This is a genomic window from Planktothrix tepida PCC 9214, from assembly GCF_900009145.1.
In the GTDB taxonomy this organism is placed as follows: Bacteria; Cyanobacteriota; Cyanobacteriia; order Cyanobacteriales; family Microcoleaceae; genus Planktothrix; species Planktothrix tepida.
In genome coordinates this window covers 1,397,332-1,416,123 of record NZ_LN889782.1, presented here as the reverse complement: position 1 = coordinate 1,416,123, position 18,792 = coordinate 1,397,332, and the positions used below count along the sequence as shown (strand labels likewise).

The 18,792-nt window shown below is 41.4% G+C and carries 13 protein-coding genes; 8 read left to right on the top strand and 5 right to left on the bottom strand.

From position 1 onward, the window contains the following. Positions 1–89 precede the first annotated feature (89 nt). Positions 90–4,109 (top strand): DNA-directed RNA polymerase subunit beta', encoded by a 4,020-nt coding sequence (locus PL9214_RS09170; RefSeq protein WP_139295023.1) that lies wholly within the window; start codon positions 90–92, stop codon positions 4,107–4,109. A 56-nt stretch (positions 4,110–4,165) separates the two neighbouring features. Here PL9214_RS09170 and PL9214_RS09165 read toward each other — a convergent pair whose 3' ends face one another. Next, entirely contained in the window at positions 4,166–4,642 is a 477-nt protein-coding gene (locus PL9214_RS09165; protein WP_072718438.1) for an ankyrin repeat domain-containing protein, read from the bottom strand. A 180-nt stretch (positions 4,643–4,822) separates the two neighbouring features. Between PL9214_RS09165 and PL9214_RS09160 the strand changes: the two genes are divergently transcribed. Together PL9214_RS09160 and PL9214_RS09155 are read left to right on the top strand one after the other, a co-directional pair. Next, positions 4,823–6,226, top strand: coding sequence for a protein adenylyltransferase SelO (locus PL9214_RS09160; protein ID WP_072718437.1), 1,404 nt, complete (start codon positions 4,823–4,825; stop codon positions 6,224–6,226). Positions 6,227–6,387: 161 nt separating this feature from the next. Beyond that, positions 6,388–6,774 (top strand): hypothetical protein, encoded by a 387-nt coding sequence (locus PL9214_RS09155; RefSeq protein ID WP_072718436.1) that lies wholly within the window; start codon positions 6,388–6,390, stop codon positions 6,772–6,774. 42 nt (positions 6,775–6,816) lie between these two features. On the opposite strand, the gene PL9214_RS09150 is transcribed toward PL9214_RS09155, so the two are convergent. Beyond that, on the bottom strand, positions 6,817–7,401 hold the full coding sequence (locus PL9214_RS09150) for an Npun_F5749 family FMN-dependent PPOX-type flavoprotein (RefSeq protein WP_072718435.1): 585 nt from the start codon (positions 7,399–7,401) through the stop codon (positions 6,817–6,819). Positions 7,402–7,652: 251 nt separating this feature from the next. Here PL9214_RS09150 and PL9214_RS09145 point away from each other — a divergent pair, with 251 nt between their 5' ends. Continuing rightward, entirely contained in the window at positions 7,653–8,732 is a 1,080-nt protein-coding gene (locus PL9214_RS09145; RefSeq protein ID WP_072718434.1) for a tocopherol cyclase family protein, read from the top strand. Positions 8,733–8,791: 59 nt separating this feature from the next. On the opposite strand, the gene PL9214_RS09140 is transcribed toward PL9214_RS09145, so the two are convergent. Continuing rightward, complete coding sequence (locus tag PL9214_RS09140; RefSeq protein ID WP_072718433.1) at positions 8,792–9,826, bottom strand: histone deacetylase family protein; 1,035 nt, start codon at positions 9,824–9,826, stop codon at positions 8,792–8,794. Positions 9,827–9,950: 124 nt separating this feature from the next. Between PL9214_RS09140 and PL9214_RS09135 the strand changes: the two genes are divergently transcribed. Both PL9214_RS09135 and PL9214_RS09130 read left to right on the top strand, forming a co-directional pair. Then, complete coding sequence (locus tag PL9214_RS09135) at positions 9,951–11,420, top strand: leucyl aminopeptidase (RefSeq protein ID WP_072718432.1); 1,470 nt, start codon at positions 9,951–9,953, stop codon at positions 11,418–11,420. Positions 11,421–11,625: 205 nt separating this feature from the next. Further along, positions 11,626–14,505, top strand: a complete 2,880-nt coding sequence (locus PL9214_RS09130) for a PAS domain-containing protein (protein WP_072718431.1) — start codon at positions 11,626–11,628, stop codon at positions 14,503–14,505. Positions 14,506–14,569: 64 nt separating this feature from the next. Here the strand turns inward: PL9214_RS09130 and PL9214_RS09125 are convergent, their stop codons facing one another. Beyond that, a complete protein-coding gene (locus PL9214_RS09125; RefSeq protein WP_072718430.1) occupies positions 14,570–14,794 on the bottom strand; it encodes a hypothetical protein in 225 nt (74 codons plus the stop codon). 448 nt (positions 14,795–15,242) lie between these two features. Here PL9214_RS09125 and PL9214_RS09120 point away from each other — a divergent pair, with 448 nt between their 5' ends. Beyond that, entirely contained in the window at positions 15,243–16,142 is a 900-nt protein-coding gene (locus tag PL9214_RS09120; RefSeq protein WP_072718429.1) for a 2OG-Fe(II) oxygenase, read from the top strand. A gap of 21 nt (positions 16,143–16,163) precedes the next feature. On the opposite strand, the gene PL9214_RS09115 is transcribed toward PL9214_RS09120, so the two are convergent. Continuing rightward, on the bottom strand, positions 16,164–17,615 hold the full coding sequence (locus PL9214_RS09115) for a trypsin-like serine protease (RefSeq protein ID WP_072718428.1): 1,452 nt from the start codon (positions 17,613–17,615) through the stop codon (positions 16,164–16,166). A gap of 181 nt (positions 17,616–17,796) precedes the next feature. Between PL9214_RS09115 and gshB the strand changes: the two genes are divergently transcribed. Then, on the top strand, positions 17,797–18,771 hold the full coding sequence (gene gshB / locus PL9214_RS09110; protein ID WP_072718427.1) for a glutathione synthase: 975 nt from the start codon (positions 17,797–17,799) through the stop codon (positions 18,769–18,771). The last annotated feature ends 21 nt before the right edge of the window (positions 18,772–18,792 follow it).

Sequence of the window (18,792 nt, the reverse complement as noted above, 5' to 3'; positions counted from 1 at the left end):
TGATATACCACTGCCAATTAAGGTATCTGACACGTCTAAATCCTAAAAATCTGTTCCCTGTTCCCTGTTCCCTGTTCCCTTTTTACTCAATCATGACTAACAAAAAAATCTTTCGGAATCAAGTTATTGATAAAGGACAATTAAAAAAATTAATGTCCTGGGCTTTTATGAATCATGGTACAGCCAGAACCGCCCAAATTGCTGATGAATTAAAGGATTTGGGATTCCGCTATGCCACAAAAGCCGGGGTTTCGATTAGTGTGGATGACTTACAAGTTCCCCCGTCCAAACGAGCACTCTTAGAAGAAGCGGAAGAAGAAATTCGCAACACGGAACGCCGTTATATGAAAGGGGAAATTACCGAAGTTGAACGCTTCCAAAAGGTAATTGATACTTGGAATGGTACTTCCGAAACCTTGAAAGATCATGTGGTGGAAAACTTCAAGGCTAGTAATCCGTTAAACTCCGTTTATATGATGGCATTCTCTGGCGCACGGGGAAATATTTCCCAAGTTCGTCAGTTAGTGGGAATGCGGGGATTGATGGCTGACCCCCAAGGGGAAATTATCGACTTACCGATTAAAACCAACTTCCGTGAAGGCTTAACCGTTACTGAATATATTATTTCCTCCTACGGTGCACGGAAAGGGTTGGTGGATACCGCCTTACGAACCGCCGACTCCGGCTATTTAACCCGTCGTTTAGTAGACGTTTCCCAAGATGTGATTCTGCGGGAAATTGACTGTGGAACAACACGGGGGATTCGCATTCGCAGTATGACCGATGGCGACCGGGTATTAATTCCCCTGAAAGACCGATTAATGGGTCGGGTGTTAGGGGAAGATGTTCGCCACCCGGAAACCGGAGAAATTGTTGAATATCAAGGGGAACAGGCGGTTAAAAATCAAGCTGTTAGTGAAGAATTAGCCGTCGCTATTCAGAATGCTGGGGTTCAAGAGGTGTTTTTACGCTCACCCCTGACCTGCGAAGCGAACCGTTCTGTCTGTCAAACTTGCTATGGGTGGAGTTTAGCCCACGGTCATAACGTTGATTTAGGGGAAGCCATTGGAATTATCGCGGCTCAAAGTATTGGCGAACCCGGAACCCAGTTAACGATGCGGACATTCCACACCGGGGGGGTCTTTACCGCCGAAGCCGCTGCGGTGATTCGTGCCCATGGGGATGGAGTCGTTAAGTTCCCGAAAACCTTACGCGCCCGTCCCTTCCGTACCCGTCACGGAGATGATGCGTTCATTGTGGAAAGCAATGGCCATATTCTGGTGGACAATGGAGAGAAAAAACAAGAAAAACACAGCCTCTCCCAAGGGACAACCATTGTTGTTCAAGATGGTCAACGGGTCAAAGCTGACCAAATCTTAGCTGAAATTCCCGCCGGAGGTCGGACAGCCCGGAAGACAACGGAAAAAGCTACAAAAGACGTAGCCACGGATTTGGCTGGGGAAGTCAAATTTGCGGATGTGGTTCCCGAAGAAAAAACCGACCGTCAAGGAAATATGACCCGCATCGCCCAACGGGGGGGTCTGATTTGGGTTTTAGGCGGAGAAGTTTATAACTTACCTCCTGGGGCTGAACCTGCGGTTAAAAACGGAGATTCAGTAGAACCGGGAAGCGTTCTCGCCCAAACCAAACTCGTCTCTGAACATGGGGGATTAGTCCGAATTCGCGAACAAATTAGCCCCGATGAGTTACCGCGTGAAATTGAGATTATTACCGCCTCTGTGCTCCTGGATGAAGCCTTGGTGCGGTTGGTACAAATGCAGGGACGGGAACAATATATTATTGAGACCAATAGCAACCACCGCTTCCTGCTGAAAGTTAGTCCCGGTTCCAAGGTGGAAAACCATGATGTGATTGCGGAACTCATGGACGACAGCTACCGGACAAAAACCGGGGGGATTATCAAATACGCTGGGGTGGAAGTCGCTAAACGCGGTAAGGGGAAACAAGGTTATGAAGTCACCCAGGGAGGAACTCTGTTATGGATTCCTGAAGAATGCCATGAGGTGAATAAGGATATTTCCTTACTGTTAACTGAGGATGGGCAGTATGTAGAAGCTGGAACCGAAGTGGTTAAAGACATCTTCTGTCAAACCAATGGGGTCATAGAAGTAACTCAGAAAAATGATATTCTGCGGGAAATCGTGATCAAACCGGGCGAACTGCATTTAGTGGATGACCCGGAAATGGTGATGGCGATTGATGGTCAGATTGTCAATCCCGGTCAAGAGGTGATTCCAGGGATTATCTCTCCAGAGTTGCATTATGTGGAATATGTAGAAACCCCCGAAGGCCCCGCCTTGCTGTTGCGTCCCGTTGTGGAGTTTAGCGTTCCTGAAACTCCCCCGGTTCCATCTCAGGAGTCTTTAAATGAGTCTATTGCTCTGCGGGCGGTACAACGGTTAACCTACAAAGATGGGGAACGGGTGCGGTCTGTGGAAGGGGTGGAACTCCTGCGAACCCAGTTGGTGATTAGTATTGGCACGGAAGCTCCGCAGTTAGCCGCTGATATTGAGTTACTTCCCGATGAAAGTAGCCCCGATGTCATGCGGTTACAGTTAGTGATTTTAGAATCTTTGGTGATTCGTCGGGACGTAACGGCTGATGCGACTCAGGGAAGCACCCGGACGCGGTTACTGGTTCATGATGGACTGGAAATTGAGAAAGGGGCTGTTGTCACCCGCACCGAGATTCTGTGTAAGGAATATGGGATTATTCAGGGGATTCGGTCGGGGACGGAAATTCTGCGCCGTTGTTTAGTGGTACGGGATATTGACCAAACCACTATTGATTTTCCAGAAGGTGTGAAACCGGATGTGAAACTCGGTCAACTGTTGGTTGAAGGGGCTGAAATTGCTCCAGGGATGATTTTGCCGGAGTCGGGCCAAGTCATTGCGTTGGGCGACAAAATTGTCGGTGCAGGAACAACCCCTGTAACGGGAAATCAAATTACCATGCGTCGAGGTCGTCCTTACCGGGTGTCTCCGGGTGCAATTCTCCATGTTAAAGATGGAGATTTGGTACAACGGGGGGATAACCTGGTGTTACTGGTGTTTGAACGAGCGAAAACCGGGGATATTATTCAAGGGTTGCCTCGAATTGAAGAATTGTTAGAAGCTCGTAAACCCAAGGAAGCTTGTATTTTAGCCCGTCGCCCAGGAACCGCCCAAGTATCGATGGATGAAGATGTTCCCGAATTGCGGGTAGTTGAAAGCGATGGCACTGTTACGGATTATCCCTTAACCTCTGGTCAAACCCCGTTAGTGTCTGATGGTCAAAAAGTAGATGCGGGGCAACCCCTGACCGATGGCCCTTCTAACCCCCACGAGATTTTGGAAGTGTTCTATGATCATTATCTCGAACAAGCTGAAGGAATGTATGATGCGGCCTTGGGCAGTTTCCAAAAGTGTCAGACGTTCTTGGTGAACGAGGTGCAGTCGGTGTATCAGTCCCAGGGAATTGATATTTCCGATAAGCATATTGAGGTGATTGTCCGTCAGATGACCTCGAAAGTTCGGATTGACGATGGGGGAGATACGACGATGTTACCTGGTGAACTGGTGGAATTGCGCCAGGTGGAACAGGTGAATGATGCCATGTCCATTACCGGAAGTGCCCCGGCGAAATATACGCCTGTATTATTGGGGATTACCAAAGCCTCCTTAAATACCGATAGCTTTATTTCCGCCGCCAGTTTCCAAGAAACTACACGGGTGTTGACGGAAGCCGCTATCGAAGGAAAATCCGACTGGTTACGGGGTCTGAAGGAGAACGTGATTATCGGACGTCTGATTCCAGCCGGAACTGGTTTCAATGCCTATGAGGAAGCGGGGAATGCCGACTATGGCTTTGATAATGGCAGTTTGTATTTGGATGAAGAGGACGAAGACGAACTGCGAGATGTGGTCTTGGATGACCAAACCGCACGGGTTTATAGCAGTTTTGAACGGGAAACTCCTCCTGCGAAACCGGGTAAAACCAGTAAAGCGTTCTATGAAGATAGTGAAGATGATCCCTTATTGTCCTCTATTCTCGATGATGAGTTGATTGATGATGAATACGAAGATGATGAGGATGATGAGGACGAATAAGACGGTTAGATAGTGGATTGTAAGCGGGTATCCCTGCCCGCTTCACCTTCCCTATTTTAATGATGATCTCGAAATTGTTTAATGTATTCTACAACCTCGGTATGTTTCTCAGAAGCAGCCCAAATTAAAGCTGTCCAACTATTCTGATCTTTAGCGGTTAAATCTGCTCCTCGATTTAATAAGAATTCGACAATCGGTTGATGTCCGCTTCCTGCGGCTGCCATTAATACGGTTAAATCAAAATTGGTTTTAGCGTTAATCTCTGCACCAGAATCTAATAATAACTGCACGATTTCTAAGTTCCCACTCGCTGAGGCTTCCATTAAGGGAGTCCAACCATCATTATCGCTACTGTTGACATTGGCTCCGACTTCTAATAATAGTTTTACTATCTCTTTTTGTCCTAAATTAATGGCGGTAATTAATGCCGTATTTCCGTTTTCATCCTGAGCATTTAGATCAAGGGTTTGATTTAAACAAGCTTGAACTTTCTCAATTTCTCCTGTTTGAATTGCCTTAATTAATTCACTCATGAGCTTTACTCCTGTTTTATTACTCTATTTAAAAATATTGAGATAGGGTTAATGATTCCTGAAAAATAATAGCATTTATCCCTGGATATCTGATAGGGAATTTAAGATTTTTAAACATAAGAAATTGACAGGGTTTGAAAATCAGGCTAATATTGTCAATAAGTTATCATTGGGGATTTTATGTCTAATCCGTTCCTGCACCTCGACTATGAACCCGCATTTGAGGCGTTAGGCGGTGACTATTCCGATGTTGTAGCAGCGAGTGAGTTTCCGCTCCATATCCTGCGGTTCCGTAATGATGCAGTTTTAACCCAGTTAGGACTTAACCCGGAAACCGTTACAGACGAGCATTGTATCGAAGCCTTTGGCAAATTTGAAACCGTGCAACCGTTATTAGCCATGCGCTATCACGGTTATCAATTTGGAGAATATAACCCCTATTTGGGAGATGGGCGGGGGTTTTTATATGGTCAAGTGCGGGGAATTGATGGGGAATTATATGATTTTGGAACAAAGGGATCGGGAAGAACGCCCTACTCCAGAAATGCCGACGGAAGACTAACCTTAAAAGGGGGAGTGCGGGAAGTTTTAGCGGCTGAAATGTTACATCGCATGAAGGTAAGAACTTCTCGATGTTTAAGTTTAATTGAAACCGGGGAACAACTGTGGCGAGGAGATGAACCTTCCCCGACTCGCTCATCCGTTATGGTGCGGTTTAGTCGCTCTCATATTCGCTTCGGAACCTTTGAACGACTACACTATTTTAAACGACCGGATTTAATCGAAAAATTGTTAGATCATGTCATTACTTATTATTATTCTAATTTAACATCAGAACGCGATCGCTATGCTTTATTTTATGCGGAATTAGTCAAACGAGTCGCAGAATTAGCCGCACAATGGATGGCTTCAGGGTTTTGTCATGGGGTCTTAAATACCGATAATCTGTCAATTACGGGGGAAAGTTTCGATTATGGCCCCTACGCCTTTATGCCTCACTATAACCTCCGATTTACCGCCGCTTATTTTGATTATGGGGGATTATATTGTTATGGAAATCAACCCTTTGTTTGTGAAGGAAACTTAGAGTTATTACAAAAACCCTTATCTTTAGTCATTCCTTCAGAAGACCTTCAAGCCGGGTTAACTTTATTTCAACAATATTATCGAGATTTCTATCGTCAACGGATGATTAATCGTTTAGGATTTTCCCAAATTCCCACACCAGAAGCGGAAGAACTTTTGCAAATTACGATTAATTTACTGAAAGATAATTTGATTCATTATCATGACTTTTTTATTCAACTGCGAGAACAGTTTTGTGAGCAATGGCAAGACGAACCGCAAAATATTTTAAAAGACGCTGAACCCATGCAGCATTTAGATCGTTGGCGACAACTGTATTATCATCATTTACAAACTTTATCCTATCCTGAACTAGATGAAATCAAACAACGGTTAAAAGACTATAATCCTCAAGTGGTGATTGTTCGTCCTGAAATTGAGGCAATTTGGGAACCGATTACCGTTGAGGATAATTGGCAACCTTTTTATCAATTATTAGATAAAATTAAAGCCGAATAGTATTGGTATATTAATGGGATGTCCCTAAAAATCCCTATACCTATTGGTGTAAATCCAGTCTGAACTTCGATAAAGTCAGTTAAAATACGAAAGTAAGACCCTGAGCGTTAAACTTAAACCGGATTTAACCTCAGCAGCCCTTATTTTAGAGGAACGATACTATGACAGAGAATCAACCTGTAGATACAGCAACCCCGATGACTGCATCAATCATGGACAGTATCAAAGGGTTTTTGGGGAATATTCTGAGTAGTTGGAAAGTCAGAATTACCTTAGGGGCAATTGTGCTGTTAGGAATTGGAATTTTTGCTTTCTTTTATCAACATTATGTCGCCGAATTGGGAATGAAAATGTGGACAAATAGTTCGGGTGCAAAACCCATTGAATGTGTTTTGAAAGATACAAATAATGATAATTATGTTAGCTGTAGTGCATTATTAGGAGATCAGGTTGTTCCCCTAGAATGTAGTTCCAGTTTATTTAATTTGGGGTGTCGAGTCAATTATGGCTCTGCTGTACCCAATGTTAAAGCCTCCAGAGGAAATTGAGATCAAAGGTTGGCTGTTGACTGTTGACTGTTAACAGCCTGTTTAGGGATTAACAATTTCTGCTAACCAACCTTGTTCAGAATCATAATAATAAAACGTTCGATTTTGAGGTTCTCCTTGGAGTTCTAAATGATCAACTTCCTGGGGTTCAAGTAATAATAAAATAAAATTAGACGGAGGTTCAAGGGGAATAATGGCTAGGGGGTGAAAAGCGGTAGATTCTGAACGAGGTTGGCGAGAATCTGGCCAGTAAAATTGTTGTTTCGCCGCATTTGATAAAAATTGCCAAAGGGTTGTTCTAGCGGTGGTTAACGTTAAATCAGGATAACTATCGGAAATCAATTTTAATTCACCTAACAGGCGAAATTGCTCACGGGTTTCTGGAAAATACCAACAAACTTCTCCCCAAGAATGATTCTGAATTTGATTAACTTTTTGACTGCGACTATCCGTAATTATTTGCAGTTGATTTGTTTCCGGTAAAAACCCCCGAAAAACAACCGTTCTATTTGCGGGACGACCTTCTAAACCAACCGTGGCTAATTGGAAATAACGGGAATAAACTAAATGGCGATTTCGGTGTAATGCACTTGTTAAAGATAAACGCCAACCTGGAATATCATTCATAACCTGTAGTAAGCCCTTCAGGGCTTTCTTAATTTAAGATTTAAGATAGGGAAGAGAGTCCTAAAGGACTCACTACGATTTTGATTTTTATTCATGATTTAAGGATAGCACTCAAAGCCATAATTTAGGTATAGAAATACCCTAAAATACTAATACTGCGGTTATTTTTTCCCTGTTCCCTGTTCCCTGTTCCCTGTTCCCTACTCTATAATTTTAATAGGTCTTGATCGTTTATTGGTGTAGGATTATTGATGTTTAATTTGATTCGTCAATTGAATTCTTTACAAACGCCCCATAGTGGATATCATTGGGATGGAAGCGATCGCCGTTTTTTTGAAGGGTGGTATTATCGAGTGACCTTACCCCCGGAAAAACAAACGTTTGCCTTTATGTATTCTATCGAAGATCCGAGAGGAAATCAACCCCATAGTGGGGGAGCCGCGCAAATTTTAGGGCCAGATGATCAATATTTATGTCGAACCTTTCCTGATGTTAAAAAATTTTGGGCAACTTCCGATCAACTGGCATTAGGACATTGGGGAAAAACCGATTTAACCGCCTCCCCCGGATATTTAGAACCCCAAATTTTTGAGCGTTATATTCACCAAGGCTATCAAGGAACCGCCACCTTTCATCAAGGAAAATTATCTGAGCCCGCTACAAATCAATTTTGTCATTGGCAATATCAAATTCAACCGATTTATGGATGGGGAAATCCTAATCAACCCCAACAATCAACGGCCGGATGGTTATCTTTTTTACAAATTTTTGAACCCGGATGGCAAATTTTAATGGCTCATGGTTTAGCAACAGGTTGGATTAATTGGAATGGGAGAATTTATGAGTTTGAAAAGGCTCCCGCTTACAGCGAAAAAAATTGGGGAGGTAGTTTTCCGAAACAATGGTTTTGGGTCAATTGTAATAGTTTTGATGGAGAACCGGATTTAGCCTTAACCGCAGGAGGTGGACAACGGGGGGTGTTATGGTGGTCTGAATCCGTTGCTTTGGTCGGGATTCATTATCAAGGCAAATTTTATGAATTTGGGCCTTGGAATTCCGAGGTACATTGGGAAATTGAACCTTGGGGAAAATGGGTGATGAATGCTAAAAATGAACAGTATGAAGTGTCATTAATCGCAACAACGGATTACCCTGGAACGTTATTAAGAGCACCAACAGAACAAGGATTAATCTTTCGCTGTCGAGATACCATGCACGGAAAAATTCACTTGCAATTAACAGCTAAAAACCGTATGATTTTGGAAGCCACCAGCGACCTGTGTGGTGTGGAAGTGGGGGGAAAAATCTGGCACGAAACCTGGAAACAATAAGCTCGTAGGATGGGTAAAGCCCATCTTGCTAGAAAATCCTAAAAACAATACTAATAACTTTAAATAACCGCACGTCCAACGTAAGTTGCTAATGTTTTGAGATGAGAAAGTGTGGCTGAAACGGTGACGGGTAAATTATAGCCACCCCCATGACAGGACAGAACTGGACATTCATGTTTATTGGCAAAATCTAGCGTAATTTGAGTCAGTTTACAGAAGTCATCATTTGTCCAACCTGTCGTACTTGCACCACAATCTTCTTGATGGGAATCATAACCGGAAAAAATAGCAATTAGATTCGGTTGCCAAGGCATTTTTTCCAACGCTTTTTGAAACTTATTCAGACTTTCATAACCATAATAAAACGTTCCTGTAATCCCTTCTTCTTGTAAAACTTCAATGGGAAAAGATGCAGGAATAATCGGAATATTACAGTGTCCAACGACTTGAGCAGCATCCGTTGTTCCCACTTTCAAATCGGAAGCTTTCGCCATATAAAGATCGACAGCATTGTGAATACTAATACAATAAACACTGGGATCATGACTAAAAATTGCCTGAGTTCCATCTCCATGATGAATATCCCAATCAATGATTAGTATTTTGGCAAATCCCTGAAGTTGAGCATATCGAGTTGCAGCAGCCAGAGGATTAAGAAGACAATAACCATGTCCCCAATCTGGATGAGCATGATGACCCACCATACTAAAACAATAGGCACGCTCAACAATTCCTCGTTTCATTTGGTCAATGGCTTCTAACATTCCTCCTAAGCCATAAAGATAACCCGGTATCGCGTATTCCAATCCTCGGCATTCAATACTTAATTCAGGTAAGGATAGACTGATCTCGTCTAAGGGTTGATCACGCGCTTTGAGAGCTAACTTTCGTAGATAATGATGGGTATGAACCCTGAGATAATCAACAACTTGTGCTTTTCTCAAGGATAAAACTGGGTAGTCGCGAAGGGATTGTGCAAGGGTATGTCGAACTTGGTTGTAGTAAGGAAGAGAAAACGTTTCAAAAGCAATTTCCTGAATTGGCTTGGAAGTGAAAAACGCTTGAGGGTATAGGTAAGTAAAAAGTCGGTTCATTCTTTGATCTTGATTAGATTAAATTGATTATAAAATTAATGTTTTTGAATCGTTCTTGAACCTTGACAGCCAAAAAAGGTTTATAGTTTTTTATAGTCAAGTCAAATCAAGACAAAAAACGAGAATGCAATTTATAGCAACGAACACATCCCCCTTGGATTGGTCAGGCGATGTTCTGGCCGTTGGTATATTTGAAGAAAACATCGAATTAACAGGCGAGTTAGCCCAGTTAGATGAAAAACTCGCTGGAACTTTAAAAGAATTAATTGAGGAGACTGAATTTAAGGGTAAACCGGATAGCAGTATCTCCACTCGCGTCGGTGGAAATAGCCCGATTCGCAAAGTGATTATCGTGGGTTTAGGGAAGTCAGACACCTTAAACTTAGAAACCTTGCGTCGGGCGGGGGCATCCCTTGCTAAGGCGGCAAAATCCCTGAAATGTAAAACGGTTGGCGTGAGTTTACCCGTTTGTGAAAGCGCTGATGCGAGCACCCAAGCCATAACAGAAGGCATTGAATTAGCCTTACATCAAGATACCCGTTTTAAATCAGACCCCGATCAAAAAGGGCATGGAATTGAACAAATTGAATTATTGAGTTTACCGGGAACTGAAGCCGCCATTACTCGCGCTCAAAATATCTGTTCCGGTGTCATTTTAGCACGGGAATTAGTCGCTGCTCCTGCTAACGAAATTAACCCGATTACAATGGCAGATATGGCAAAAAATCTCGCTGAAACCTACGGGTTTGAACTCAAGATTCTGGAAAAAGAAGACTGTGAAAAATTAGGAATGGGAGCTTTTTTAGGGGTTGCCCAAGCCTCGGATTTACCGCCTAAATTTATTCATTTAATCTACCGTCCTACAGGAACGCCCCGCCGCAAATTAGCCATTATTGGTAAAGGATTAACCTTTGATTCTGGAGGGTTGAATCTGAAAGTGAGTGGCAGTGGTATTGAAATGATGAAAATGGATATGGGAGGAGCGGCAGCTACCTTTGGCGCAGCTAAAGTGATTGGTCAATTAAAACCCGATGTGGAAGTGCATTTTATTAGCGCCGTGACCGAAAATATGATTAGTGGTCACGCCATGCACCCTGGAGATTTTCTCAAAGCTTCTAATGGTAAAACTATTGAAGTTAATAATACCGATGCAGAAGGACGATTAACCTTAGCGGATGCCCTGGTTTTTGCAGACAAATTAGGGGTGGATGCCATGATTGATTTAGCCACCTTAACAGGCGCTTGTATTATTGCGTTAGGGGATGATATTGCGGGGTTATGGAGTCCTGATGATGGGTTAGCTCAAGAGTTAGAAACCGCCGCCAAAACATCCGGCGAAAAACTTTGGCGAATGCCCTTAGAAGAGAAATATTTTGAAGGGTTAAAAGCCATGCACGCCGACATGAAAAATACCGGGCCAAGGGCTGGGGGTTCGATCACAGCCGCCTTATTCCTGAAACAATTTGTAGAAAAAACCCCCTGGGCTCATTTAGATGTGGCTGGCCCGGTTTGGACAGATAAAGACAACGGTTATAATACTGCCGGAGCAACGGGTTATGGCGTGCGAATGTTAGTCAACTGGGTCTTAAATTAGATCATCTCCTGAACCCCCCCTTTTTTTTGGGGAATCACCCTTCTAAGTCTCCCTCTTTAAGGGGGATTTAGGTGGATAAATTGAGATAAAATGATAGAAAACTTTAAATAACTCCATAAAAGTATAACAACTTGTATTAATTTGTAGAGTAACGTTAAATAATTTCTTACAATAAAGCCAGAATAACAGAGTCCGCAGATTCAGGGTGGTACACAATCAAGATCAGGGCTTTTTCTCCAAAAAGTCTATTAACTCTGCTATTGCCCTCTCTAAAATCATCGGCAATTTAAAGCGAATGTTTGAATTTTTTAAAGCCTTTTTTGAAAATACCATTATTTTAGAGGGATTTGCACCCCTCTGTTATCCCAATGCCATCAGTAATATTCCCTTACAATCCTCTATTCTGGGTACAGAAGGGCTGATGATTATAGCTCAGTACGCCTTAGCGGGGTGGCTGATTTATCGTCAACTCAGAGGTTCAGAATTACAGACATCCCCAACGGTAGAATCAACGTCCTGGGTGCGTCGAGTTTTAACCAGGTTTTCCTTCAAGCCTTCGACCGCTCAACCTCAATTGTCCCTGGGAACATTGTTAATCTTGGGTTTAATCGCCAATGGAACACTTCATCTGATCTATCTGTTGCGAGAATTCTATCCCACCCATAATGCCCTCGCTATCAGTCAAGCTGTGTTTACAGTTCTGTTTTTGGGGAGCGTCGGGAGATTGATTCTCCTACTGACTCAATCCGCCACGGGGATTTTCCCACCTACCCCATCGGTTGAATTTTTCAATAGTTGTGAAAGTTGCCATCATCAAATTATTTCTTCTCAAAGCTCTTCAAAATTAGATAAACTTCGAGCCAATTTCTCTTACTTATTTAGATTAGATACAACTTTTCCCATTAAATTAAATCTCCAGGAACCCCTAGAAGAAGTCCTGAAACTAACTAAATTTTCCATTGATAAAGCCGCCGATGCGATTTTTTGGGTGGGAGAAGACGGACAAATTTTATATGTGAATGATGCTGCTTGTCGATCTCTGGGTTATGCACCTGAAGAATTATTAAAGTTGACCATTCATAATATTAATCCTGATTTTCCTGAATCCTCTTGGTCATTACATTGGAAAATTTTAAGGCGTTGTGGATCTTTGAATATTGAAGCTCGCCATCGTACCAAACATAACCGAGTTTTTCCGGTTGAAATTACGATTAGTCATCTCAATTTTAATGGAAAAGAATATCAATGTGCCTTTGCACGAGATATTAGCGATCGCAAACAAATTGAACGAACATTACGCGAACGTCAAGGAGAATTTCGTTCCTTAGTCTCTAATATTCCCGGTGCAGTCTATCGGGGAATCTTAGAAGAAGACCGGATGATGGTGTTTCTCAGTCAAGGGATTGAAACGATTACGGGATATCCCCCCAGTGATTTTATTCAAAATCGAGTCCGCTCTTTTAATAGTATTATTCATGCCGATGATGTAGATAAAGTCAAGCGTAAGATTCGGGTCAGTTTAGAATCTCGACAGCCTTACATTTTAGAATATCGCTTAATTGGAGTTGATGGAACCATTCGCTGGGTTTATGAAAAAGGACAAGTTATTGTGACCGATGAAGAATCAACTTGTTGGTTAAATGGTGCTATTTTTGATATTACTGAAAAACGCCAAGCATCGGAAGCTTTGAAAGCCAGTGAAGAACGGTTAAAATTAGCGTTAGCCGGAACCGATCAAGGATTATGGGATTGGAATTTAGTCAGTGGAGAGGTTTATTTTAGTCCCCAATGGAGTTCGATGTTGGGGTATGACAGCAACAAAATTCAAGGAAAAGCTCGTTCTTGGTTAAAGTTAGTTCATCCTGATGATCGAGAATCCGTAATTGCTGTTCTGAAACAACATTTAGCCGGAGAAACCCCATTTTGTGAAATGGAACATCGAATGTTAAGCCATGCTGGGGAATGGAAATGGATTCTCAATCATGGTAAAGTTGTGGTGCACGATGAGCAACAACAACCCATCCGCATGACGGGAACCGTTAAAGATATTAGCGATCGCAAAAAAACAGAAGAAGCTCTACGCCAATCAGAAGCTAGAGAACGCGCTAAAGCGCAACAATTAGAACTGACTTTAAGAGAATTAGGACAAGCACAAGCGCAACTGATTCAAACCGAAAAATTATCCAGTTTAGGTCAATTAGTCGCCGGAATTGCCCATGAAATTAATAACCCCATTACGTTTATTTATGGCAATATTACCTATGCCAGTCAATATATCCAAGACTTATTAGAATTAATCGCTCTGTATCAACAGTATTATCCCCAACCCGATGCTGAAATTCTACAACATCAAGAAACCATTGAGTTAAATTTTATCCTCGATGATTTACCTAAAATTTTATCTTCTATGGAAGTCGGAGCCAACCGTATTCGAGAAATTGTTCTCTCCCTACGGAATTTTTCTCGCTTGGATGAAGCAGACATGAAACCTGTGAATATTCATGATGGGTTGGAGAATACTTTATTAATTTTACAACATCGGCTTCGCCCCCAAGCAGGTAGCCCTAGGGAAAAACGAAATCCCTCCATTCAAGTGATTAAAGAATATGGTAACTTACCGAAAACCGAATGTTATCCCGGTCAGTTGAATCAAGTTTTTATGAATGTTCTCAGTAATGCCATTGATGCGTTATTAGAAGGAGAATCTAAGTTTATTCATCCTCCCCAGTGCTTGAATTCCCCGGCGGTGGGATGGCAGATTTCTTCCACAACCCCAACCATTCGGATTCACACCGAATTAAATGACATGAATCGAGTAGTGATCCGCATTACTGACAATGGCGCTGGGATGACAGATCGAGTCAAACATCGTTTATTTGAACCCTTTTTTACGACAAAACCCGTTGGAAAAGGAACGGGTTTAGGATTAGCTATTAGTTATCAAATTATTGCCAAACATCAGGGTAAATTAACCTGCTATTCAGAATTAGGAAAAGGCACAGAATTTGTTATTGAACTCCCTTTAAAACAAGAGTTTAGACAAAATCCTACCCTGCTGTTAGAAGTACAGTCCTCCACCGCCTGAAAACAAACTTAAACAGTGGTTGACACGTCTAAATTTAGCCAACTTATTCCCTATTCTCTATTCCCTATTCTCTAGTGCTACGCACTATAGATAAGGAGGGTTCCTGATGATAAACCAGAGCAGAACGCTTGGCTCGACATTCTAAGAAGCGTTCCACTTCTTCGGGTGTTGTCACCCACGTTCTTAAGTCCTCATCCCAAGCAAACTCAATGCGGTGTCTCAATCTTAATTGAGAGACTCGCTGATGGGAAACTCCTAAAATTCGGGCTACGTCAGACTGTCTAAGCATAGAACTTTTAAACCCTAAAGTTGTGAATTAAAATCGATGATCTGGGTAGATCGCAATCAATAACTATTTAATTGTTTTGCTTTATGGTAACAGATTTTACCTAGAAATAACTCAGTAATTATTCGGAATTTTAAGCGTTTAATCTTAAAAAGAATTCTCCGTAAAATTACGGTGGTTCCCGGTTGACAATTGCCTCGTTTCTTTCTAAAATTCCCTTGACCTTGGAGACGTTCAAGTTACATTACTACTGCTAGGGAGCCATCAAGATACTGTCACCTTAGCGTCTAATAAGTTGCGATCACCCCCAACATTCTTTGCTCACATACGCAGAAACCCGGTTTCTTGAAGAAACTGGGGTTCTGTTCCTATAAAATTTTTGAAGTGATCATCAGCCGTATAGGATTCAAGTTAAAATCAACATCAACTTTTCCAGTGGCTTCAGGAATTTATGCACAACCCAACACTCACACCGACTATTCAAGACATTCAGGTGACGTTACTGCTTCTCGGTGGCTATCAATATGGGATCACGTTACCCTCTAATTCTCCTTTACTCTTAAATTTATTAAATGCAGTGGTTCATCGAACAGAACAAAATCGAGATGAACCGCCTAAATTGTTTCAAATTCCGGTCAATGGACAGCAGCAAGCCTTATGGTTTTCCAGTGATTCTTTAGTGGGGGTGATCACCGAACCTCCAATTTTTATTAAAACTCAATCTCCTTCCCTTCCCCCGACACCGAAAGCTGAACTTTTTAATATTAACTATTGGCAAATTGATAATTTTTTATCTCCAGAAGAACATCAAACTCTTCTCGATTATGCGATTAAACAAGAAGGAAACTATGAATTAACTGGCCCCGCAACAAACACGGCTGATTATCCCGAACATCGAAATTCTTTAGTGTTGTATTATTCTCCAGAATTTGCTGATATTATTCTCAACCGAGTTAGGGCTGTGTTTTGGAAAGCTTTAGAACACCTGAATATTCCTCCTTTTGCGATTACTCATATTGATGCTCAACTCACCGCCCATAATCACGGCCACTATTTCCGCATTCATAATGATAATGGTTCAGAAAGAGATGCAACTCGAACGTTAACTTATGTTTATTATTTCTATCGAGAACCCAAAGCTTTTACCGGAGGAGAATTATTAATTTATGATACCCATTGGCACGGTGAAGATGCTTACTCAAAATTAGAAAATTTTAAAACCATCGAACCTTTGAATAATCGCATTATCTTTTTTTATAGCGGTTTAATGCACGAAGTTTTACCCGTTTATTGTCCGTCTAAACAATTTGCGGATAGTCGATTTACAATTAATGGTTGGGCTAGAAAATAAATTTCTAAGTTTTATCCGTTGTTAAACAGAAATAAAACGACCTTGAAGTTGTTCAGGAGAAATATTAGAAACTACCCCTAAAATTTGATTTGAGCTTGTGACCCGAATGACCGTTTCAGGTAAGTTAGAATAGAAATTGGTCGAAAGTTCTAAGGTTAAATTGGCTTCTGTTAGACCTTCTGTTAAGCCAATCTTATCAACAAAACTGGGTTCAAAATCATCAATAGTATCTGCTAACAATTGATCTGAATTTGCCGTTGCTAAAGACAAAATAAAAAGATCAGAGCCACTTCCTCCGGTTAAATAGTCACTGCCTTGATCTCCTGTTAAGGTATCATTTCCTTCTTCTCCATAGAGATAGTCAAAATCTTGACCTCCCGCTAAAAAATCATCTCCCAATCCACCCCAGAGAATATCAAACTCTAAATTTCCATAAAGAAGATCATTTCCCTCATCTCCATAAAGATTATCTTCCCCTTTTCCCCCAAATAAATGATCATCTCCCCCTAAACCGTTGAGGGTATCATTCCCTTGATATCCATAGAGAAAATCATTATTAATCGTGCCAACAATATCATCATTACCACTATAGGGAGAAGAATTAATAATTTGATTAATCCAATCTGCATAAACTGAAACCCTCGTATCGGAAGCATATTCTCCAAAGCTATCATCTAAGGCATTAGTAACATCAATACCCGGTGTGGCTGACCTAAAACCATTAGAGGTCAAACCCGCAATTTTTCCATTAATAAAGGCTGGCCCCCCTGAATCTCCAGGGCTAATATTAACTTCTGATAATCCTAATCCTAAATCGTTAATGCCAAATTCTCGCCCAAAGGCATCATTTTGGGGTAAGCCATTATCAAAATCATAAACTAATTGTTTTCCAGGTTGGTTACTATAATAATAAGGATAACTATTAAATAATTCGCCAGAAGCTTCATAACGATTTTGCCCCATTCGTTTAGTTAAAACTAGATCAGAATAATCGGCTTCTCCAGAATTTCCCGTTGCTGGAACACCATAGCCTACTTTTTGCATAATCTGTCCTACTTCATCAGCCCCGGTATAAATTTCATAGCGATTAGCGGCTTCAGGTGCAGGTTGAGAAAGTTCTAAAATAGCAATATCATTGTTATAATTAGTATCAGAAGTCCAATCGGGATGAATATAAATTTGAGAAACGGGAATCGAGACTGTCCCAGACGGTAAATCAAAATAAACCGTATATTCTGAAGGAGAACTATAATCAGCTTGTCCGAATTCATCTGTGACACAATGGGCAACCGTTAAAATATGACGTCCGGTTGTTAGCAATGATCCGCTACAGCTATGACCATTAATTTCTTGAATTTTAACAACACCATCTAACCCCATTCCAGGTTGTACAAGATAAGCCGGATTATTGGGATTAGAGGTGGGAACTGAAATCCGAGGTTGAGGTGCAATTACCGTTAAAGAAGTTGACATTTCGCTGAACTTAAATGAATATAATTAAGGAAAACTTGATCCTTGGCTAGTTTAATTTTATTCTAAATCCTGGCACTTTGACAGTCCCAAGGGATGAAAGGACGGTTTCAAAGTCAGGATTTAAAATTTGTCTTCTGTTGTAACGTCCCTTTAAGTTGTTAACCGTTAACTGTGAATAAAGATGAAATTTGCCTTCATCATTGACCCCATCGGAAAATTAAATCCCAGCCATGATACCAGCGTTGCTTTAATGGAAGCCGCGCAAGTTTTAGGACATGAAATCTGGGTGACACAAGTGCATCAATTAAATGTGATTGAGGGTCAAACCTGGGCACTTTTAACGCCAGTTCGCCTCACCCCCATTGTTAGGGATCAAGGTCGTTGGGTTGTCGGTGAAATTTGGTTTTCTATTGAGCAACCGACCCTTCAACCTTTAGAAAATATGGATGCGGTGTTTATGCGAACCGATCCCCCTGTAACAATTCCCTATCTCTATGCTACCTATCTTTTAGATTATATTAACTCTGAAAAAACTTTGGTGATTAATTCACCTCATGGGTTAAGAACAGCGAATGAAAAAATGTATGCGCTGCAATTTAAAGATTGTATCCCGACAACGATTGTGAGTCGAGATAAACGGGTCATTCGAGAATTTGTTGAACAAGAAAGTGCCGCAGTTTTGAAACCATTAGGTGGAAAAGCAGGAGAAGGAATTTTATTTTTAGAACCTAGCGATCGCAATCTCAATTCTTTAATTGAAATTAGCACTCAACAAGGGTTATATCCAGTGATGATTCAACGATTTTTACCCGAAGCTAAAGACGGAGATAAGCGAATTATTCTATTAGATGGAGAAGCCATTGGTGCAGTTAATCGCATTCCCACAGGTCAAGAATTTAGAGGAAATATGGCTGTGGGCGGACGAGTCGCTAAAACAGAAATTACAGATCGAGAGTATGAAATTTGTCAGAAATTAGCCCCTAAATTAATTGCAGATGGCTTATATTTTGTCGGAATTGATGTGATTGGAGGCTATTTAACAGAAGTGAATGTTACCAGTCCGACGGGAATTCGAGAAATTGATTTATTAGATAACGTTTCTTTAGGAGAAAAAGTAATAGCATGGGTAGAAAATAAAATTAAGACTCGTTTGTAATCTTAGCGGGTATAGGGTTTG